This window comes from Verrucomicrobiia bacterium, assembly GCA_026414565.1.
Taxonomy (GTDB): Bacteria; Verrucomicrobiota; Verrucomicrobiia; order Limisphaerales; family Fontisphaeraceae; genus Fontisphaera.
This window is the reverse complement of the sequence record JAOAIT010000045.1, coordinates 47823-70013: the sequence shown is the minus strand read 5'-3', so window position 1 is coordinate 70013 and position 22191 is coordinate 47823. Positions and strand designations below refer to the sequence as shown.

The 22191-nt window shown below is 60.8% G+C and carries 16 protein-coding genes; 14 read left to right on the top strand and 2 right to left on the bottom strand.

The features are described from left to right. Positions 1 to 447 precede the first annotated feature (447 nt). From N3J91_10655 to tilS, 3 genes are read left to right on the top strand one after another with little or no spacing between them, the layout of a single operon-like run. Positions 448 to 837: an acyl-CoA thioesterase gene (locus N3J91_10655; protein MCX8156890.1), complete on the top strand. Its 390-nt coding sequence runs from the start codon at positions 448 to 450 to the stop codon at positions 835 to 837. Continuing rightward, on the top strand, positions 834 to 1436 hold the full coding sequence (locus tag N3J91_10650; GenBank protein MCX8156889.1) for a PAS domain-containing protein: 603 nt from the start codon (positions 834 to 836) through the stop codon (positions 1434 to 1436). Before N3J91_10655 ends, N3J91_10650 begins: the two co-directional genes overlap by 4 nt. A 10-nt stretch (positions 1437 to 1446) precedes the next feature. Then, positions 1447 to 2829, top strand: a complete 1383-nt coding sequence (gene tilS, locus N3J91_10645; GenBank protein MCX8156888.1) for a tRNA lysidine(34) synthetase TilS — start codon at positions 1447 to 1449, stop codon at positions 2827 to 2829. Here tilS and argF read toward each other — a convergent pair whose 3' ends face one another. Beyond that, complete coding sequence (argF, locus tag N3J91_10640) at positions 2830 to 3726, bottom strand: ornithine carbamoyltransferase (GenBank protein ID MCX8156887.1); 897 nt, start codon at positions 3724 to 3726, stop codon at positions 2830 to 2832. Positions 3727 to 3978: 252 nt separating this feature from the next. Here argF and trpE point away from each other — a divergent pair, with 252 nt between their 5' ends. After that, entirely contained in the window at positions 3979 to 5487 is a 1509-nt protein-coding gene (trpE, locus tag N3J91_10635) for an anthranilate synthase component I (GenBank protein ID MCX8156886.1), read from the top strand. A 46-nt stretch (positions 5488 to 5533) separates the two neighbouring features. Here trpE and N3J91_10630 read toward each other — a convergent pair whose 3' ends face one another. Next, entirely contained in the window at positions 5534 to 7108 is a 1575-nt protein-coding gene (locus tag N3J91_10630; protein MCX8156885.1) for a twin-arginine translocation signal domain-containing protein, read from the bottom strand. Positions 7109 to 7385: 277 nt separating this feature from the next. Between N3J91_10630 and N3J91_10625 the strand changes: the two genes are divergently transcribed. The 10 genes from N3J91_10625 (at position 7386) to N3J91_10580 (ending at position 22189) form a co-directional block, all read left to right on the top strand. After that, positions 7386 to 7673, top strand: coding sequence for a hypothetical protein (locus N3J91_10625; protein ID MCX8156884.1), 288 nt, complete (start codon positions 7386 to 7388; stop codon positions 7671 to 7673). A 17-nt stretch (positions 7674 to 7690) separates the two neighbouring features. Beyond that, entirely contained in the window at positions 7691 to 8005 is a 315-nt protein-coding gene (locus tag N3J91_10620) for a BrnA antitoxin family protein (GenBank protein MCX8156883.1), read from the top strand. A 236-nt stretch (positions 8006 to 8241) separates the two neighbouring features. Then, positions 8242 to 8880: a type II secretion system GspH family protein gene (locus N3J91_10615; GenBank protein ID MCX8156882.1), complete on the top strand. Its 639-nt coding sequence runs from the start codon at positions 8242 to 8244 to the stop codon at positions 8878 to 8880. Positions 8881 to 8907: 27 nt separating this feature from the next. After that, a complete protein-coding gene (locus tag N3J91_10610; protein ID MCX8156881.1) occupies positions 8908 to 9516 on the top strand; it encodes a type II secretion system GspH family protein in 609 nt (202 codons plus the stop codon). Positions 9517 to 9536: 20 nt separating this feature from the next. Continuing rightward, positions 9537 to 10373, top strand: a complete 837-nt coding sequence (locus N3J91_10605; protein MCX8156880.1) for a hypothetical protein — start codon at positions 9537 to 9539, stop codon at positions 10371 to 10373. Between the two features lie 13 nt (positions 10374 to 10386). Next, positions 10387 to 11010 carry a prepilin-type N-terminal cleavage/methylation domain-containing protein gene (locus N3J91_10600; GenBank protein MCX8156879.1) on the top strand — a complete coding sequence of 208 codons (624 nt, stop codon included), beginning with the start codon at positions 10387 to 10389 and terminating at the stop codon, positions 11008 to 11010. Between the two features lie 20 nt (positions 11011 to 11030). Beyond that, positions 11031 to 11858, top strand: coding sequence for a prepilin-type N-terminal cleavage/methylation domain-containing protein (locus N3J91_10595; GenBank protein ID MCX8156878.1), 828 nt, complete (start codon positions 11031 to 11033; stop codon positions 11856 to 11858). 35 nt (positions 11859 to 11893) lie between these two features. After that, positions 11894 to 15403: a hypothetical protein gene (locus N3J91_10590; protein ID MCX8156877.1), complete on the top strand. Its 3510-nt coding sequence runs from the start codon at positions 11894 to 11896 to the stop codon at positions 15401 to 15403. Positions 15404 to 15569: 166 nt separating this feature from the next. Then, on the top strand, positions 15570 to 21344 hold the full coding sequence (locus tag N3J91_10585; GenBank protein MCX8156876.1) for a S8 family serine peptidase: 5775 nt from the start codon (positions 15570 to 15572) through the stop codon (positions 21342 to 21344). 104 nt (positions 21345 to 21448) lie between these two features. Further along, positions 21449 to 22189 carry a DUF1559 domain-containing protein gene (locus tag N3J91_10580; protein MCX8156875.1) on the top strand — a complete coding sequence of 247 codons (741 nt, stop codon included), beginning with the start codon at positions 21449 to 21451 and terminating at the stop codon, positions 22187 to 22189. Positions 22190 to 22191 lie beyond the last annotated feature (2 nt).

Sequence of the window (22191 nt, the reverse complement as noted above, 5' to 3'; positions counted from 1 at the left end):
CCCCGCCTTCGGGCCGTTATGAATCACCGTCGCCACCAACACGCCCACGCTGTAATCACCGTTCAGAGGAGAGGAATCTTGTGGGATGGGATTTGCCTCCTCCCTGGCTTCATACGTGCCGATGGTTCCCCACGCTTGCATTTGCTTCTGGCTGACCCGCGGCCAATATCCCCCCAAACCTCTCTTCGTTCAAGGCCATTTAGGGGGATGGGGAAATGCAAAATGCAAAATGCAAAGTGCAAAATGCAAAGTGCAAAATGCAAAACCGGAGATGCGCAAGCGAAGGGGCTGAGGGTGGCGCATGTACCTTTCATTTCAATGTGAGATGGGTTCAGGCCTCATCGGGTTAGAAGGGCGCATGGGGGGGCGGGCAGTGGTCGAGCCGGTGGGTGGCAGGAGGGTGCCCTGAAGGTTGGACAGGGCCGGCGCTTGTGTTATGCTGGTTTTATGCGACATGAAAAAACGCTGGTAATCCGGCCGGAGTTTCTGAATCACGCCGGACATTTGTTCGGCGGGTACATGATGAAGTGGGCGGACGAGATGGCGTATAGTGCCGCGTCGCTGGCGTTTCCGAGCGCGAATTTCGTCACCAAGTTGTTTGGCCAGTTCGATTTCAAGTCACCCGTGTTGTTGGGCGACATCATCAAGATTTACAGCGAAGTGGAGAGCGTGGGGCAGACGTCCTGCAAGATCAATGTGTGGGCAATCAATGCGCGCCAGCATCACGAGGTCTTTCGGACGTTCGCGGTGATGGTCAACGTGCAGAACGGCCACAAGGCCCCCCTCCGTCCCGCGGAGGCGGAGCCGGCAGTTTCTGTCAGGGAAATGGAGGCATGAGCGCCATGGTGACCAGCGATCTTTTTCAGACCATGCTGGATGCCGTGCCGGCACTGGTGTTTGCGGTGGACGATGACGTGGAAGTGTTGGAGTGCAACCGCGCCGCGGCCGAGCTGCTGCAGCAATCGCGGGAAACCATTGTGCGCCGCCGCGGGGGCGAGGTGCTCCGCTGCCTGCGCGCCCGGGAGGCGCCGGGCGGCTGCGGGCGGGGTGAGGAATGCCGGCACTGCATCATCCGCCAGAGCGTCAAAGAGGCGCATGCCGGCAACGGGGTGGTCCGTCGCCGGGCTCACTTGCAGGTGCAGCGAGGGGAGGCGGTGACGGATTATTATTGTCTGGTGACGGCCACACCTTTTGAATACGGGGAGCGCCGGCTGGTGCTGTTGGTATTGGAGGATATTTCGGAGCTCACGGAGCTGCAGCGTATCGTGCCCATCTGCATGAACTGCCGCAAGGTGCGCGATGACAATGAATATTGGCAGCAGGTGGAAGCCTATTTCAGCCGGCACTGGGACCTGCGCTTTTCCCACGGTCTTTGTCCTGAATGCACCCGCAGAGAATTGGAGAAGCTCAACCGGGAATTGCCCCCCACCGCCTGACGCAGCGCAGATGAATCCAGGGTCCACGCATCTGGCGCAGCAGCTCGAAACCTTTTTACTCGAGGAAGCCCATTGCCATCCGCGCGAACCGCTGGTGGTGGCGGTTTCGGGGGGGCTGGATTCAATGGTGCTGCTCCACCTGCTGCATGGCCTGGCTCCACGCCATCAATGGCGGCTGATCGTGGCGCATTTCAATCATCGTTTGCGTGGCCGGGCCAGCGGGGCGGATGCGCTTTTTGTGCGCCGCACGGCCCGGCGGCTGGGGCATGAGGTGCGGGTGGAGGCGGAGGCGGTGGGCGCCCTGGCTCACCGGGCGGGGATTTCCGTGGAGATGGCGGCCCGGCAGGCCCGCCATGCTTTTCTGGCACGAGTGGCGCGGCAGGCGGGGGCCGGGAAAATTGTGCTGGGGCATCATGCCCAGGATCAAGTGGAGCTGTTTTTTGTGCGCTTGCTGCAAGGAGCCGGTCCCACGGGGCTGAAGGGCATGGAAAAAATCGCCCCGTCGCCCGCGGATGCCGGAGTGCAACTGTTGCGGCCCTTATTGGAGGTGCCCCGCGCCGCGCTGGCAGACTACGCGGATCAATTCCGGGTGCGATACCGGGAAGATGAAAGCAATGCCTCGCCGGAGCCGCTGCGCAACCGGATTCGCCATCAATTGCTGCCCTTGTTGAGCGAGTGGCAGCCCGGTCTGTCTGCGGTCATCCTGCGCACCATGGAACTGCTGCGGGCGGAAGATGCCTTCATGGCGGCGGAAACGGTGGCCCAAGCCCAGCGGGGTGATGCCCCACCCGCTCAATGGCCATTGGCCCTGCAGCGGCGGCATCTGGCGCGGGAGCTGATTCGGCTGGGGGTGGAGCCGCACTTTGAGCTGATTGAGTTTTTGCGGCGGCATCCGAGAGAGCCGATCATGGTGACGGGAGGCCGGCGGGTGCAGGCGGATGCCCAACTCAATCTGCACAGGCTGGCAGAGCCCGAGTCTTTGGCGCATGCGCCTGAGCGGCTGCATTTGCAGCTTTCTGCCGGCGGGGAGATCCGATGGCAAAACCACACCCTGAGATGGGAGATCCGCGATCGCAAGGCGGGAGAAGCCCCTGCGTTTCAGCGCGGGGTGGAGTGGTTTGACGCGGAAAGGATTGGGGGCTGGATTGGGTTGCGGTATTGGCAGCCGGGGGATCGGTACTGGCCGATTGGGGCGAAGGCGGAGATGAAGCTGCAGGATTTCTTTGTGAATCTGAAAGTACCGGCCGCCGAACGGCGCCGGCGGCTGGTGGCCGTGGCAGCGGATGGCCGCATTTTCTGGGTGGAAGGCTGCCGGATTGCGGAGCCGTTCAAGGTGCAAGCGCAAAGCCGGCGGCTGTTGCGCTGGCAATGGGAGACGGGCGCGGTGGCTTGATTATTTGGCCACCAACCAGGCTAGAATGGCTTTCTGGACGTGGAGGCGGTTTTCGGCCTCGTCAAAGATGGTGCCGGCGTGGGCTTCAAAGGTGTCTTCGTCAATTTCCTTGCCGCGATAAGCCGGCAGGCAGTGCATGACCAGGGCGCCGGGATTGGCCGCGCGCACCACGGCGGCATTGATCTGGTAGCCGGTGAGCAGCTTGATGCGTTCGGCGGCCTCAGCTTCCTTGCCCATGGAGACCCAGACATCGGTGTAGAGCAGATCACTGCCAGCGGCAGCCTCGGCCACGTTCTCGGTTACCACCACCCGGCCACCGGCGCGCTGGAGGATGGCCGGCGCGGGCTGAAAGGCTTTGGGAGCGGCGATGCGCAGCTCAAAGCCCAGTTTGGCGGCGGCAAAAATCCAGGAATTGGCCATGTTGGAGGCGCCATCGCCGATGAAAGTGACCACCCGTCCTTGAATGGGGCCCCGTTTCTCCTGAAAGGTGAAGACATCAGTGAGCACCTGGCAGGGATGCTCTTCATCGGTCAAGGCGTTGATGGTGGGAATCTGCGCGTAACGGGCAAATTCCTCAACATCGCGCTGCGCGTAGGTGCGGATGACCGCGCCGTGGACCATGCGGCCCAAGACGCGGGCGGTATCTTTGACGGGTTCGCCACGGCCCAGTTGAATATCCATGGCGTTGAGAAAGAGGGGGCGGCCGCCCAACTCATGAATGCCCACTTCGAAAGAGACGCGGGTGCGCGTGGAGGACTTGGCAAACAGCATGGCCCATGTTTGTCCGGTCAACGGACGCGCATGGCTGCCCCGCAGGCGTTTGAAATCGGCGGACTGCGCCAGGATCCAGTTTATGTCCTCCAGCGCCAGTCCCTCTAAAGTCAGCAAATGTCGCATACCCATTCTCCGGCTAAGGGGCCTGAATGAGCCCTAAATCCCCATTCCCAAACCAGCCCGGCCATTGATCCGGGAAAAACCTATTTTGTACCATTAAGCTGAGTTCCCGTCACGCATTTTTTTACCGCTGGCCAGGCGCGGCAGATCGCACTAATATAACCGCAGTGGCGGATGATGAAGCATCGTTTCATGGAGCGGCCCCGCCCCGTGGAAGGGGGCAGGATCATCAGCCCGTGTGTCATATTGCCTGGTATGCATACCCCCACCCTGGCAGAGTTTGAAGTGCTGGCGCGCGAGGCCAATTTAATTCCGGTCACCCGCCGCCTGCTGGCTGATTTTGAGACCCCGCTGTCCGCCTATCATAAAATCCGCGGCCAAGGGGAATCGTTCCTTTTTGAGTCGGTGGAGGGGGGGGAACATTTGGGCCGCTATTCCTTTGTGGGGTGCAATCCGCGGGCCGTCATCAAGCAAACGGGCTCCTGCGTGGAGGTTTTTGAAGGCGGCAAACGGGTGTCCACCGACATTATCGGTCAGGGGCCCGGCACCTGCCGGGATGGTCTGGAGGTGGTGGAGCGGCTGATGCGGCGGTATCGCCCCGCGATATTACCCGGCCTGCCCCGCTTTACGGGGGGAGCGGTGGGCTACCTTGGCTACGAGTTCATTCATGACATCGAGCCGGTGGTGCCACGGCCGCCGAAGGATGAATTGGGCACGCCGGTTTTGTATTTCCTGGTGGCGGACGAGCTGCTGATTTTTGACCGGGTGGCGCAAACCATCACCATTCTGGTCAATGCGCTTATTGAAGAAGGGCAGCCCCCCGCCAAGGCTTACGAGGAGGCGGTTTCGGAAATTGACCGGATTATCGCGCTGTTGGAGCAGCCGGTGGGCGCCGCGCCGTTGAGTGTGCCCTTTGAGATTCCCGAGATTGCCGCCACCTCCAACATGTCACGCGAGCAATTTCTGGCCAACGTCCGCAAGGCCAAGGAATACATCCATGCCGGGGACATCATCCAGGTGGTCGGCTCGCAGCGCTTTAGCGCGCCGGTCACAGCCACGCCACTGGATGTGTATCGGGCCGCGCGCACAGTGAACCCCTCTCCTTACATGTTTCTGCTGGAGCTGGATGGCTTTTCGCTGGTGGGGGCCTCGCCGGAAATTCATGTTCGTTGCGAGGATCGGAAGGTGGAAATCCGGCCCATTGCCGGGACCCGCGCGCGCGGAAAAACGCCGGAAGAAGACCGGCGACTGGCGGAAGAGCTGCTGGCGGATCCGAAGGAGCGGGCCGAGCATGTGATGCTGGTGGATCTGGCGCGGAATGATTTGGGCCGGGTCTGCGATTACGGCACGGTGCAGGTGAAGGATTTGATGATCATTGAACGCTACAGCCATGTGATGCACATCGTCTCGCAGGTGGAAGGGCGGCTGTCGGCCGAGCGCAGCCCCTTTGACCTGATGCGCGCCACGTTCCCTGCGGGGACGCTGAGCGGCGCCCCCAAAATCCGCGCCATGCAGATCATTGCGGAGCTGGAGCAGACCGCCCGCGGCCCTTATGGCGGTTGTGTGGGTTATTTCTCGTTCAACGGCAACCTGGACTGCTGCATCACCATCCGCACGGCGTTGTTGAAGGATGGCATGGCTTACGTGCAGGCCGGCGGAGGCTGGGTCAATGACAGCGATCCCGAAGCCGAATACATGGAGACGGTGAACAAATCCCGCGCCATGCTCAAAGCCGTGGCGCTGGCCCAAAACTTTCAGAGATAACCTCGTCGCGCCGCAGGGGCCGTTGGTGTCCTGCGCGCGGCGGCCCTCAGGCTTCCTCCACCACCTTCCACCCCAGGGCTTTGGCCAATTCGAAGGCCGGCTCGCGCAAGTCGCCGTAGAAGGTGACGCGGTGCCAGCCCCATTGGTCCCAGAAGGTGAAGAGTTTTTCAAAATCGCCCAGCGGCACAGCACAAAGTTTGGTGCGGCAGGCCCGGTCATCCGGGTCGTTGCCGACGGCGCGCGCGCGGTGCAGGAGGATTTCCTTGCGTCCGTTGTCCACTTCCAAGGTGGTCAACAGGTAGCCCGCCGGCAGCAGGGAGCGCACCGAGGCGCCCTGGCGGTCTTCGGAATGGGTGAGGATTTGATAGGGGTTGGCGCGGCCCTGGGGACCAAAGGGCTTGCTGGAGGCGACGCAGTGGGCGTAGATGATCTGCCCTTTGGCCGTATCCATGACGGGATCGGAAATGTATCCCGGCCGCCCCTGGGTCAGGGTGGTGAACGCCACCATGGTGGCGGTGGAGCGGATGTCACACTCGCAGGCGCCAATCAGCCCTTCATTGAGGAGCTCATAAAAGCCCAGGCAGGGATAGGCGTGGATGTGGCCGCCATAAAAGCCCCCGAGGCAATTGATGGTGATGGCGTTGGCCTGGTGGCGTTTCATGACCTCCTTTTGCGCCAGGTACATGGCGGCGCTGGTCTCAAGGGTGCTCCAGTCCACCCCGGCCACCTTGGCAGCTCCTTTGCTCCAGCGGTAGGCGATTAGACGCGCCTCCTCCTTATTGGCGTTTTTCCAGGCCTCGTTCAGCTCGGCAAAACTGATGCGCTGGACGGGAATCTCCATGCAGGTCCCCTCGGGGCCGGCGGATTGATCGCGGACGGCAAGGATTTTGGACTGGCGCATGCGCCGCACGCATTCATCAATGGGCAACAGGGCCGGCCGGTCATCCCGCACGGAGGCGCGTGCTTCGCGGCGGGTGGCCTGCTGGCGCAATCTGGCCGTGGCGGCCACGAAATCGGCAGCGGTGCCGCCTTTTTGCAACACCCGGAAACAGGCCACGGCGTCCACCAGATCCTCGAGGTTGCTGCTGGCCACAAAGCCGACGTTGGGGGTTTGGGCCCGCAGGAAGGCGGCGTTATAGACCAGGAAGCCACCGCTGCCGCCGTACTGGAAATCGGCGTACAAGGTGGGTTTGCCCGAGCCGGCGAGGGTTTGCACCACCCGATTCCAACAATTCATTTGAAACACCACATACCCCTGCACGCCGCTGGACTTGTCCTCTTCCAGTATTTTGGCGGCCTGTTCGGGGCCCGTGGCGGTGGACGTCAGAAATTCGAAGTCACGGCACTGGCGGGTCAGGGTGCGCTCCACCTTTTGCATGAAAGGCCGGAAGTCGAAGCCCTTGTTGGGCCAGTCCGGGCCGGGTTGCACGGGGGCATGCAAAGCAAAGACCAGGCGCAACTTCATTTTGGGCGTTGGCGTAGCGGCTGCCTGGCTCCATTGCGGCAGGGCGGCCGAGGCCGCCAAGCCGGCGCAAGCGGCTCCCGCCAAGCCCAGAAAATGGCGGCGTGACAAGGGGCATTGGTCACAACGCGAGAGGGAAAAGGGACGGAAAGTTTTCATAAGCTTTAGCCATGGTGCTCAAGAGACATATCCGCTTCTTATGCCCCGAAGGCAAGCATAATCACAGCTTAAAATTTCCCTCCCTTTTCTGAAAATGCCTAATCCAGCTTCAGAAGACAGGGAGCGAGGGCATTCGTTAGGAGTACAACTTCAATCCTTCAAACCTGGGGCGGAAAATGAATATGGCTGAAAAGCCAAGACTTGACAGGTACGGGAAGATGTGCGTATTTACATCGTCAATACAACGCATTGCGTTTGGATATACATTGAATGCATTATGGATTTCGATTGGTTTCAGCCGGCGTTTGCCATTGAGCCGCCCTTAAGCACGGTGGCGATTGAGGAGTCTTTCGAGGATCCCTTCGCCGTCAAGCTGCTGCCGGACACCCCCCGTTTTTCGGCGCAGGCGCGGTATTTCAATCTGGGTTTGTCGGCCAGCGGACAGGGGATTTTCAGTGTATATCGGACCAACGGCAAGGTGACGCGGGTCATTTTTGCACGGCCCTTTACGGCGGAGGAGCGCTTCTTTTACCAGAAAAAAGCCAGCCAACTGCTGTCGGCATAAGCTGGGCCACGATCTTCATGAACACGATTACGGATTGGGAAGAGGTTCCGCTGTTTGACAGTGAACAGGCGGAGGCGGCGTTCTGGGCGGAGAACCGCATTGATTTGCGGCTGATGGAGGCCGCGGTGGCGGCGGGTTCGGAATTATCCGAGTCAGTCACCATTACGTTGCGGATGGATCCGCGGATGCTTTCGCGCATCAAACGGCTGGCGCGCTCGCGTTACCTCAACTATCAGAGCATGATGAAACAGTGGATCAGCGAGCGGTTGGAGCAGGAAATGGCCGCCCGCCAGAATGAAAATGCGCCCGGCATGCGCTACTTGCGCGGATAAGGAAAAGCCATGGCCCGCAAAATCAGCCAGTTATTGCCACCACCTCCGGCCCCCGCAACGGGTGAGCTGCCGGAGGGCGCTGAGGATTTGCCGATGCTGCCTCCCCTGCCCCGGCCCGCCTGCTGGCCCCCGAGCGAGACGGCGGAGCCCAGGCTGGAAAAGAAAGCCGCGGCCGCAAATAAGCATGGCCGACCGCCGGGGCCTCAGGGTATAGTCCGGCGCAAAAAAAACAGCGCATGAAAGCGATGCTGACGTTGGCAAGAGCGAAGCAGAACCGGACCCGCATCCGGCAGGGATTCACGTTGGTGGAGATCTTGATGGTGCTGGCGGTCATCGGGGTGTTGGCGGCCATTGCCCTGACGATTCTGCCGGTGGCCAAAGATCGATCCCTGCGCAGCCGGGCGGAGGCGCAACTGCGGCAGATCGAAGCGGCCATCGAGGCTTATCACGCCAAGCATGGGCTATATCCCCCTGACAACCCCTCCGGCAACACCGCGGTCCATCAGTTATTCTATGAGCTGACCGGGGTGCTGTGGGACGGGTCGCGTTTTACGGACATCCACCAGCAACCGATTGACATGGGGAAGCTGGGCGTGGGGGGCATCGTGCACACCGCCAAGCCCGGGCAGACCATTCGCAGCTTTTTTGGCGATACCATCCCGGAGACGGTGGACATTGGCGGAGTCAAACTGCTCAAGACCCCCGGCGAATGGCCGCAGGGTTTTGGGACGCCGCCGGTGCCCAGCCATCCCACCATCAACGTATGGCGGTACAAATCCACCAACCCCGATCACAACAAGAACTCCTATGATTTGTGGGCGGAGCTGGTAATCCGCGGGAAAGTGGTGCGTATTTCGAATTGGGAACGACGCTAAACCATGAGGACTTCAAGACCAATTTTTATGAAAGCCTACCGACGCGCCCCTCGGGCCTTTACGCTGATTGAGCTGTTAACGGTGATCGCCATCATCGCCATCCTGGCGGGACTGATCCTCTCGGCGGTGGTGGCGGCCAAAGGCAAAGCCAAAAAGGCGCTGGCCAAGACGGAGATGGCCGGTTTGAAAGCGGCCATTTTGATGTATGAGAAGGATTACAGCATCTACCCCACCACCAATACGGTGGACACCACCTATGGGGCAGCCGATTTTCTGGGGGGCGGCCCCAACAACAACGAGGTGGTGGATGTGCTGCGCAACGTGAATCCTGCCAACCGGGCCAGCAATCAGGGGCATCCGCGCAATCCCCGCCAGACGGTGTACCTAGATGTGAAACCGGCGAGCGACAATGGCGCGCCGGGAGTGACCCCCAACGGCAACTACAATGATCCATGGGGCAATCAGTACATCATCACGCTGGACAATGACTTTGATGATGTGGCCAAAGATCCGGTGTACAACCCCGCGGGCGCCATACGGCTCAACGTTATGATCTGGTCCCGAGGGCCGGATGGCAAAGCCAATCCGGATCCCAATCATCCGGACAACAAGGACAACGTGCTGGGATGGAAATAACCGGCCCGGAAACGACCGCCATGAAAACCGCCATCATCCATCATCATGCCGCAGTCCGGGCGGCGGCCAGAGGCCGAAGGCCCACAGGGGGTGCGCCGTGGCTGATGATGGCTTTCACTTTGGCGGAGCTGCTGATGGTCATTGCCATCATTGGCTTGTTAACGGCGGTCTCCCTGCCGGCCATTCGCAAGATCGCCAAGAGCGATACCATGAACGCAGCCACCCGGCAGCTTTTGGATGACGTTGGTTATGCCCGCCGGCTGGCCATTCGTCATCGGACGACCGTGTTCATGGTCTTTCTGCCCCACCAATATTACAGCCTGGGCGGCGCTTTTACCGGCCCCGAGCAAACCCGGGCGCGGGAGCTGCTGGATTTGCAATATACCGGCTACGCCCTGTTTGCCCGGCGGCAGGCCGGGGATCAGCCCGGACAAAACACCCCCGCGTATTTGCGGGATTGGGTCAGCCTGCCGGAAGGGGTGTTTATTCCGATTTGGAAATACACGACGGGCCAGGGCGCCATCACGCCGTTTCCCACCACCTCCATCCCGTTTCCGGAGGCCACCAGCCGGCTGGTGCCCATGCCGTATATAGCCTTCAATCATCAGGGGCAACTGGTGCGCTTTGATGCGCAGGGGCGTCCTTTGCCGACCGCCACGGACGTGGATATTCCGCTGGCCCGCGGGGCGGTGATTCCGCCGCGGGATCCGGTCACCCAGGAGCTTCTCTGGCAGGCGCCCCAGGTCATCGAAAACCCGCCCAATAACAGCATCAACAATTACAACATCATCCATATAGATTGGATGACCGGCCGCGGGAAGATGGTACGTCCGGAGCTGCCGGGAGTGCAGCCCTGACCGCTTCATTGGCATGCAAACCACAGGATACCAGAGCCGACGTCAGCGCCAGCGCCAGCGCGGGTTCAACATGGTGGAGATCGCCATCTGCCTGGGGGTGATTGCCATTGCCCTGGTGGCCATCATTGGCGTCATGCCCACCGGCATGCGGGTGACGCAAGACAATCGCGAGGAGACCATCATTGACCAGGACGCCCGTTATTTCATGCAGGCCATCCGGCTGGGCGCGCCGGGCGACATCCAACTGGCGGGACAGGTGGAAAGTGTGAACGGAAAAAATGTGAATGACCCCCTGCTGGTCATCGGGATGTTGAGCATCCCCGAGCAGGTCAACACCGCCATTGTGCGCGGCTTGAGCGGGTCGGCGGCGGAGCGTTCGGCGGCCAGTGCGCCGGTGGCATTTCGTTATCGTTTGACCTGTGAAGTGCGGCCCTTTCCGCCGCCGCCGTCGTCGCCGCCGCAGTTGGCGGACTATTTGCATGAGGTCACCCTGCGGTTTGAATGGCCGCTGCGCCCCGACGGGACGCCCGGGCGGCGCATGGCCAGCGGCAGTCCGCGCACCTATCGGTTCATGGTCAGCGGGACGCTGATGGAAACCAATGTGGCGGGAGAAACCATCTTTCTGTTTCGGCCATGACCTTTTCGATGATCCAGAGGATGTGCAAGCGCCCACTGGCGCGGTTGTCACAATGCCGGCAGGGCCGCTCTGCCCGGGCCTTCTCCCTGGTGGAAATGATGGTGGCGGTGGGCATCCTGGCCATGATCATTGTGGGCCTGCTGGCCATGTTTTCGCAGACCTCCCGCGCCCTGCGCTCGGCGAATAATCAAACCGACGTGCTGGAAAGCGGCCGGATCATGATGGAAATGATGACCCGCGAGGTGCAACAGGCAGTGGCGACGGGGCAGGATGGTAACGGTTTCCATTTTTTTGCCTCGCGCATCCTGGGTGCCAATCCCCTCAACCAGCGCCTGCCGGGCGGCGGCACGCTGGACAATGATCTCGAAGCCTTCTTTTTCATCCTGCAGGAAAACACCACCTACAAGGGCATTGGTTACTTGGTGGATCCGGCCGAGAACGGGGTGGGGACGCTCTATCGTTTTTACGCGGAGACCAACTCGCCTGCGGGCACGCGGGCCTTTTACCGCATGTTTACCAATGAAGTGGGGCGGCTGCCCAACAGCCCTTACATGCACCGGATTGCGGATGGGGTGGTGCAGTTGGAAGTTCACGTCTATGATGCCCAGGGCCAACGCCCTCCCTCCTCCACCAACCAATGGGTGGATGCGAATGTGGCGGCTTTCTGGGGGGAGGCCCTGCCGGCTTTTATTGAGCTGAAACTGGCGGTGCTCGAGCAGCACCTGGTGGAACGCATCAAGGTCATGGACCCGGCGCAGGCGCGCGCCTTCCTGGAACATGAGCGACGCACCGCCCAAACCCATTTGTTCCGCCAGCGCATTCCCGTGCTGGCCGCTCCACGCCCATGAAGTTGTTTGCCACCCCCAAGTTGAGATGGACAGCCATGGCCGGTCCCCACCGGCGCCAGGCCGGTGTGGCCCTGCTGATCACGCTGATCATGTTGTCCATCATCACCTTTATTGCCGTCACTTTTCTGCTCATTGCCCGGCGCGAGCGCGGCCAAGTGACGCAAGCGGCCAGTCTGACGGTGGCCGAAACGGCGGCGGCGGCGGGGCGCGAGCGGGCACTGGGAGAAATCCTGGCCCGTATTGGGACCTCCAATGACCTGCTCACCCTGCCGGCGATCGTCTCCACCAATTGGGATGTGGTTGGCCCGGTGGCCGGCTATCCCACGCTCGGCTTGAGCAATGATGCCCGCGCTCCTGTGTTTCTGCCCACGCTGGCGGGCGCGCTGGAGGAACGATTTTATCTGGATCTTAACCGCAACCGACGCCATGACCCGACGCTGCCGGAAATCCTCGGCGATCCCGAATGGATTGGAGTGACGGCCTATCCCGGGGAGGGCCACAGCGGGACCAACCGGTTTCTTTATCGCTACGCGTATTTGGTAATGCCGTCGGGCGGGCTGCTGGATCTCAATGCCAATCACAATCAGGCCAAGCGCCGGGGGGTAAATGACGAGGCGTTTTTGCGGAATCAAGGGCACGGCTCGTGGGAAATCAACCTGGCGGCCTTCCTGCACAGCCTGAATACCAATTCCTGGACATATACGAATTACGCAATCAATCCTACAGCAGGCAGTTCTGGCACGGCGTTTGAGGATGCGCGAGATTTTGTCCGTTTCCGCGTGGGCGGGAATTACCGGACCGGTTATCCCAGTGCCTATGATTTGTTTGGAGCGAATGCTTCCAAGTTTAGCCATGACCGCCTGGACACTTACGGCAACGGGCCGGTGCAAACGCTGGCGGATCGCCTTCAGACCATCAATTTGGACAACCGATCCATCGGCCAGGATCAGCCCCAGGAAAGCTGGCCCGGCGGCCCCAGTAAGAACCGTTTTTACACGCCGTGGGATTTGTTTGATCCGGCCAAGACGTCGGTGGCGTTCACCAATCGTTTGCTGAGCGCCAGCCAGAACCTGCCGCCCTACGATGGCCACGTCTTTTACCGGCTGCTCGCGCAACTGGGCACGGACACCGTGCCGTTGAAACTGACCAATGTCATTCACCTGAATTACGACAACATCACCACCAACCTGGAAAGCCTGACGGAGTGGGATGCGACAACGTTCTTTAATCTGGTGGCGGATCGGTTGCTTCGCGCCCGGAGCAACGAGTTTGGTTTCACCATCACCAACATTTTGATCTGGGAGCCCACGGGACATACGAATTTGTACAGCCAGGAGTTGCATCAACTGCTGCAGATGACGGCCAACATATATGACGCCACCCGCAATGATGTGGGCATTTACCCCGATTATCCAACGGTATTTCGCCCTGTGTTCGCCAAGCAGGGGGAGGCGATTTACATTGTGGGCTACCAGGAGCAGAAGGATGATTCGGTGTTGGACGTGCCCCTGCGCGATTTGAACAGCACGGCGGATCGCGGCGCGTTGCAACCGTATGACATGGTTTGGGGCGTGCCGCTCATCATTGGCGCGCGCAAGGGCTATCCCAATTTCAACGAGTTCGCCCTGCAAACCTACATTCAGGTCACCCGCAAGCTCGAATTTCGCCGCCCGAGCACCAATTCCCTGCCCAATCAGACCAATCAGATGTGGGTGCTGGGCATTTCCAACGTGGTGGGGGTGGAATTGTGGAATTCCTACACCAGCGCCTTCCCGCGCAGTCTGGAGATGCGGGCCACCAACTTCATGATGATCGTGCTGACCAATGAACAGGGCTACCCCAACCTGCCCAATGGCATGCCGAATCCACCGGTCATTGTTTCGGCACTGGGGCCGACGGCCATTCCGGCGGGAAGCTGGGGGCCGGGGGCGTTTCGCATTCCGCTTCAGACCAACCTGGTTTTTCTGCCCAACAGCGGTTATTTCACGGCGGGCAATCGTTTTCTGCCCATTGTGCCCAATCCCGGTTTTGATCGCACGCCCGGCTTCACCACGCCGCAGTGGGGGCTGAAAATTGTGAACAAATTTCTTTATGCCCTGGTGGACACGGCCAGCGGGACCAACCGCATTGTGGACTATGTCAACCTGCAGGGCCTGGACAGCTACATTGACATCACCCGCGAGCTGATTTCCAACAATGATATTTTGGGCGAGCCTTCGGCGATTGGCAGCATGTGGCTGACCAACCGGATTGGCGGCAACACACTGTTCCACCCGCCGGAGGGAATCTTCAATCAAATCGAAGTTTGCCTGGGCAATCGCAGCGTCAGCGCGGGCGACTGGCGCAGCTACAATGATCAGGCCGCGCAGGGCATGGACAAGGAGAAGTCCATTGACACCTTCCGGGTTTTCATGGGCCAGCCGCCGTTGCGGTATCAGCGCAGCCAGTTGCCGTTGTCCGGGCTGGTGCAGCAATCCCCGTTTTCGCCAACGCGCAAGCTGTATGTGCTGACCTCATGGCAGGCCAACGATCCGCTGGTGCATTACCGGGTGGAGGATTTGATGGATCCGCGGGGGGTGACGAATCAAATTTTGGTGCTCAAGCCCCCTTCCCTGGCGCCCACCAATTGGAATATTGGGCGCTTGAATACCCGCTATCAGCCGTGGGGGGGCAATCCCCAAAAGGATCCCTCTGCCGATCCCTACGCCTTTGATCTGCGCGTCAAGGATCCGGAGGTGCGCAAATCCGATGACTGGGATTTTCCGCACACCAAGTTTCCCAATGTGGGGTGGCTGGGGCGGGTGCATCGGGGCACGCCATGGCAGACGATCTACTTGAAGAGCACCGCCGCCGATGAGCAGACGTGGCGGCGCTGGTCCGGGAGCCGTCTGCCGCAGGTCAGTCATCCCACCAACGACTGGCGGCTGGTGGATCTGTTCACCACGGCGCCGCATCCGGAGGCCACCCGGGGCCTGATGCCCATCAACCAGACCAACTATGCCGCCTGGAGCGCCGCGTTGAGCGGCATTTTGGTGGCCACCACCACTTCCACGGGGCTGGCGGATGTGGTGATTCAACCCAATTCGCCGGAGTTGGATGCCATTTATCAGGGGCTTATGAATTTCCGGGCCACGCTGCCGCGGGGACGGTTTGAGCGCGTCAGTGATGTGTTGCAGGTGCCCGAGCTGACAGTCAGCTCGCCCTACCTGGCCGGGCAGGCAGGGGGCCAGCCGGGCCAATCGCCGGGTGGGGGCGTGAGTGATGCAGCCTATGAGATGCTGCCGCAGAAACTGCTTTCGCTGTTGCGGGTGGAGGAGGCGCGATTTGTGATCTATGCGTGGGGGCAATCGCTGCGGCCGGCCAATGCCTCGATTCAGATGACCCTGGCCCCCAATCACCCGGCCTACATGCTGTGCACCAATTATGTGGTCACCGGCGAGGTGGGCACCCGCACAGTGGTGCGGATCGAGGATGTTTCCACCACCCCGGGCACAGTGCGCCCGCGGGCGGTCATTGAGAGTTTCAACTTTCTGCCGCCGGAGTAGTGCCTTATGCGCGGGAGTCTGAAATACCTCCCCGGCAGTGGGCGAGCGCGTTGGGCCGGCCAACAGGCCCTGGATGGCTTCAGGCGGTCAGGGCGATGGTTGGGCCAGGGTGTTTTTCGCGCCTGCACCCCCTCCCGCCCAATGTCTGCATAGTGTAAATTGACCTATGAAACGTGCCTCTCCATTTTTAGTGGCCGCAGGTCTGATGCTGATGGCATGGGTCCTGTGGCAGGTGTGGCCCGGACGTTCCGGTGCCATCGCCCGAGCCAGTCACGCGGGAGCACAGACCCACCATCCCGGGACGTCAGCCACGCAAGGCGCCATCCCGGCCACTACGCCAGTCACCCCACGGCCGGCAGCAGAGGATCCGCGTTTTCCCCATCGTCTGAGCAACACCGACAAATCCATAGACACGCTGGCCCGGCAGGATCATGCGTTGCTGCTCCGCAACGCGCTGTTGGATACCACGCAACCGCTGGCGCTGCCCATTCCCCCCGTCCTCAAGGCCGGGGGTGAGCCAGGTGCTTTCATTGTGCAGGCCCGGCGGCAGGCCGATGACCGTTTTATCGCGCTCTTGAAAACCGCCGGGGTGGAGCCGGTTTCCTATATTCCCAATCAAGCCTGGCTGGTGCGCGGTGATGCCGCGGCGGCGGGACGGCTGGAGAATCATCCCGAGGTGCAAGCGGTCACCCCTTACGAACCTTACTACAAACTGGAAGAGGAACTTTTGGCCGGGGCCTTGGCGGCGGCTCCCCTGCCGCGCGATATGACGTTGCACGTGGTGCTGTTTCCCGGCACGGAAGCGCCGGGGCGCGAGGCGCTGAACCGGCTGGGTGCGTCCATTGTGCGCGAACAACGCACGCCCTTTGGCCCGCAGATGACCGTGCAGCTTCCGTCTGAGCGGCTCACCGAGGTGGCCCGGCTGCCGGAGGTGCAGGCCATAGAGAAGGCGCGCGCCCGAAAACGCGCCAACGACCTGGCGCGGGTCACGGTGTCGGTGGCACCCGACTCGACCACTTCCCCCAATTATTTTGGGCTGACCGGCGCCGGGGTCACGGTAGGGATCAACGACACGGGGGTGGACGCCAGTCATCCCGCCCTGCAAGGCCGCGTGTTTGGCGCCACGGTGGACACTGATGGGCACGGCACTCACGTGGCCGGCTCCATCGCTGGCAATGGCAGCGGAAGTCCCTCCGCACCGCCTCCCGGCTCGACTAATGGCGCCATCATGCGGGGCATGGCCCCTGCGGCGCGGCTTTACGCGCAGTATGCCTTGTTTGATTACTACTCGGACACCCTGCTGCAGGAGAATACGGCGCGCACCAATATCTTGATTTCCAATAACAGTTGGTATTACGAGGATGCCTACTCCTACAACTTTGCCAGCGCCAGCTTTGACGCCGCCACGCGCGATGCCCTGCCCGGCCAACCCGGCGATCAACCCGTGCTGTTTGTGTTTGCGGCCGGCAATGACGGCTTTGGCACGCCGGATGGCAAAGGCGGCGGAGCTGGCAGTATTTTGTCCCCCGCCACGGCCAAGAACGTGATTACGGTGGGCAGCCTGGAGCAGAAACGGTTCATCACCAACCAGGTCGTGTGGAATGACGAAACCAATCGCTTGTGGCTTGGCCACACCGACAGCGCCGTGGAGGTGGCCGCCCATTCCAGCCGGGGCAATGTGGCCCCGGGACAGGAAGGCGAGCATGGGCGCTTCAAGCCGGATGTGGTGGCGCCGGGGGAATTTGTCGTCTCGTGCCGGGCCAGCGGGTGGCAAACACCCACCAACCCCGGCAGTGGTTTCGTGAACAACTTTTATAATGTGACGATTCCCGCCGGCGCGACCAATGAGTTCAGCATTGGGGTGCCGGACTCTGCCACCCGTCTGCGCATCCGCATCGTGCCCAGCCCCTATTCGCCCAATCCGATGCCTGCGCTGCCGATTTTTGTAAATCGGGGGACCAACACCACGCCGGCTGATTATCGTGGCGTTAATGATGTCACGGTCACGGTGAGCGGCGGGGCGGGGCAATACTTTTACGCGATTGGCAATCCCACGCTGTACCCGGTGACCTTTGATTTGACGGTGGTGGTGGGCACTGCCGTGGATTTTGGCACCTACTATCAGGAATTGGCGCTGCTCAATGCGGCCCTGGGCGATTTGTACCGTTATGAATCGGGCACCAGCATGGCGGCCGCCATGGTTTCCGGGATTTTGGCGCTGATGCAGGAGTATTTTGAAAAAACGCTGCACCGCACCAACAGTCCGGCCTTGATGAAAGCCCTGATCATCAACGGCGCGCGCTCTCTGCCGGATTATGATTTGAACACGCGCAGCTTCATCAACTACCAGGGCTGGGGCGTGGTGAATCTGACCAACAGCATCCCCAGCGTGCCCGCCGCCCTCTTCGATCAGGCCACCAACCGCATCCTCACCACCGGCGACAGCCAGGCCCGCACCGTCACGCTGTCGGCGGCGGCGCAAACCCAGCCCCTGCGGATCACCCTGGCGTGGACGGATCCGCCGGGCAATCCGGTGGCCAGCGTGAAGCTGGTGAATGATCTGGATTTGATTGTGAGCAACAACATCACCCATCAGGTGTACTTCGGAAACAACTTTGAGCCGGACAACGACTTCACCACCCCCGTGGTGGCCACCAATCAGGCCGGCTCGAATGTGCTGGCCGCCCTGCAGGCTGACTACGTGAACAATGTGGAGAATGTGATTATTCGTGAACCGACGGGCGGCAGTTTCACCGTGATTGTGCGGGCCCGGCGCGTCAATGTGAATGCCGTCACCAGCTTTACCAACGGGATTGGCCAGGACTATGCGCTGGTCATCTCCAGCGATGCGCGCCACGATGCCAACGCCATCCAGGTGACCGAGGCGGCGATTGTGCCTGACCCGGCGCCGATCGTCATCGGGCTGACCAACAGCCAGGCGCTCATGCGCCAGCGCATTGGCGCCCATCCGCCTCTGGCCGCGTCCACCAACGGGGTGGTGAATCAGTGGAATTTCTATGTGTTCACCAACAGCGCCGTGGGCACCAATGCGGCCGGCACCAACCTGGCCTTCCTGACCTTTATTCCGCCCAACCTGGGCCGGCCGCGGGCATTGGACGCCGACATTGATTTGTATGTGAGCACGGATTCCTCCCTGACCAATTTGAATCCGGCGGCCATTGCTGCGGCCTTGAAATCCACGCGGCGCGGCGGCAATGAAGTGATCGTGATCACGAATGCGCCGGAGGGCCAGGTGTTTTATGTGGGGGTCAAGAGCGAGGATCAGCAGGCGGCGGAATATGGGCTGTTTGCCAGCTCGAGCAACAATCCGTTTTCGCAGCGTGATGAGGAGGGCAACCTCATTGTGCAGGGGTTGAGCGTTAATGTGGAGGTGCCGGACGGCATGCCGGACGATCCCCAGGGCGCCATGGTCTTTGCCATTGCCACCGAACCCATCACCATCAGGCGGGTGGTGGTCACCAATGTGATCACGCACGAGAATCTGGGAGATTTGATTGGCATCCTGAGCCACGCGGGCGAGGCGGGGGATGAGTTTGTGGTGCTGAACAATCACACCTTCGGCGATGAGATGGTGCCGCCCTCGCCGGTGACCTACACCTTTATTTACGATGACAGTGACGAGGGCGATATTGACAACAGCCGTTACACCCAGGGGCCGGGCAGTCTGCGCGACTTTATTGGTGACGAGGGCCAGGGCATGTGGATTCTGACGATGGTGGACAATGCCCTGCATCACACGGGCGTGGTCAACAGCCTCACCCTGCGCCTGGAGCCGGCGATGGAGATGACCAATGACCTCGGCTACACCTACACCGATTTCTGGGTGCAACCCGGCGCCTACCACTACGAACCCATCAATGTGCCGCCCGGCGTGACGAATGTTTCCTTCACCGTCTCGATCATCGAAGGCCCCAATGTGGCCTTTGATTTGTATGTGCGCCGCGGGGCGCCGCCCACCCTGCTGGACTATGACAAGTCGCTCTCCATCACTCCGCCGGGCGGACAGATGGATTTGAGCATCTATGACTCGCCCCCGCTGACCTCCGGCTTGTGGGTGGCCGGCGTGTATAACCCCAGCCCCAGCCGGATCAAGGTGCGTCTGGGCATTGCCCTGGGGCGCAATCTCAACGCGGATCCGTTCCAGGCGTACCTGCCGGGCATTTCCCGCGCTTTGATGGATGACGTGACCACCAACTCGCAGGTGTACGTGCCGCAGAACCGGCTGGTGGCGGATGTGATGGTGGATGTGCGCCTGGATCATCCGCGCGTGGCCGATCTGGTGTTGACGCTGGTCAGCCCCAGCCAGACGCGGATCGTGCTGATGGAAAACCGCGGCGGGCCATTGGCCAGTAATATTGGTTCGGGTTATCTGGTGACCAACTATCTGGCGCCGCAGCAGTTCTGGGACACACCCGATCCCATCACCAACATCATTACCATCACCCAGACCGTGGGCACCTTGAAAATTGACTATGACTTCTTTGACATTCCCGACAGCCTGCGGGTGTATTACGGAGGCCGGCTGATTTTTGACTCCGGCTTCATCAATGGCACCGGCACGCTGCTGGTGGACTACGGACCGGGCGCCGACACGAACCTGATGGTGATCATGAATCAGGAGAGCGGCAACCTGGGCACTGCCTGGATTTACACCCCCACGGTCATGAGCGGCCGGTATTACTACTTGAGTTTCACCGAGAACACCAACCTGACCACCACGCCCATCAAGTTTCAGCCGCCGCCATTTGATTCCACCATGATCCAGGATACCAACGGGATTCCGGTGACCAATCGTCTCTTTGTGTTGCCGGAGGAATCCCTGAATCAACTGATTGGCGAGACTTCGCAAGGGTTCTGGCGTTTAGAGATTTGGGACCGGTTGGGAGGCAATCCCGTCACCGATGCCACCTTGTTGGATTGGCGGCTGAACCTGGCGTTTGTTAATACCAACGCCCTGGCCAACGCGCTGACCAATGGGGTGCCCATCACGGCCACCGTGATCGGGGGGCAAACCCTTTACTTTGTGGTGGATGTCCCCTCCGTAGCCACGCTTGCCACGAATGTCCTGACCACCGTAAGCGGTGATGGTTTGCTGGACCTGCTGTTCAATCAAATTGGCATACCGGACACCAACACCCCCGGCAGCGTGGTGCTGTTGAATGATGTGCAGAGTGGCGCCGCCATCTTGGATGCGCTGGGCTTTAGCACCCCCCAGATTATCCCCGGCCTCCGTTACTACCTTGGCGTGCGCAATGAAACGCCGGGCACGACCAACACCTTCACGCTGATGGTGGGCTTTAATCTGCCGGTGCTTACCTCCGGCGGCCCGCCCGCCAGCGGCATCCTTGGTCCCGGCACTCTGACTTATTACGAGGTTACCCTGCCGCCGGATGCCTCGGCCGGCGTGTTCACTTTGTGGCCGCTGGACGGCAACGTGGATTTGCTGGTCTCGCGGTCGCCCGCCTATCCCACCCCCGGCAGTTTTGATTACAGCTCGGTCAGCGCGGGCACCAATATCGAGCAAATCGTGGTCAGTAATGCCCCTGTGGCGGGCAAATGGAATATTGCCGTCTATAATCCGGGCGCCGCACCAGTGAGTTATATGCTGCAGGTCAGCCATCTCACTGGCGGCTTTAGCAGTGCTCCCGGGCTGGGTTATTTGTTGGGATTCGCCGCGGCACCCAAGGTCGCCGCCGGCAATCTGGTATTGGAGTACCTGGTGGGGGCTGGCGTGCCGTATGTCCTGGAAACTTCCTCCGACTTGCGAAACTGGCAGCCCGTGGTCCAACCCCTGCCCCGGCAGGTCACCCCTCTGCCCAAAGCGCCGTGGTACCGCGTGTTCTTGAATCTGCCCCTGCCCCAGTCCGAGCCGGCTGAGGCCCGGGCGCGGTTTTATCGGTTGCGGACCGCGGCCGAATGAAGCGGCCGCCCCGCCGCGTGCCGCGACTTGGAGCCGATAAAATTTGGCGTAACTTCCGCGCGAGGGCGGACGTCTAATGGCATGGTATGGTGTGCCCAGTTCAGATGAACCGCGTTGCCTCCGGCGCAAGCCGCCGGGGCTTTACCTTGATTGAACTTCTGGTGGTGGTGGCCATTATCGCCATCCTCGCCAGCATGCTGTTGCCCGCGCTGGGCCGCGCCAAGGCCACCGCCCAACGCATCCAGTGTCTGAACAGCATGCGCCAGCTTGGTCTGGCGTTGCAGATGTATGTGCAGGACAATGACGGCTATTATCCGCCCCGCACCCGCCGTGAGCGCTGGCCCAGTCGTTTGTACCCCTATTTCAACAATCTCAAGCTGCTGGTCTGCCCCAGCGATGATATGAATCCACAGACCTTTGGCCAGGGGGATAATACCGCGGCTCAATACCCGGCGGATGCCGCCCCACGCAGTTACATCATCAACGGCTGGAATGATTATTTCAAAGTCAATGCGTCCAACGACTGGGCCAATTACCGGGCCGGCACGTCCACCCGGGTGTTAAGCGAAAATGCCATCAAAGACCCCAGCCAGACCATCGTATTTGGGGAGAAAGAGTATGATTCCGGCCATTATTACATGGATTATGACATGTATGACGACATCCTGCAGCTTGATCAAAACAAGCACATGCGCACGGCGCGCAGCTCCCAAGGGGGGATGTCGAATTATATCTGGGCCGATTACAGCGCCCGGCCGTTGAAATTTGGCCAGGCGTTTGATCCATTAAATTTGTGGGCCATTACGGACCTGTACCGCTACGCCGGCATGCCGCCCAAGCAATGAGG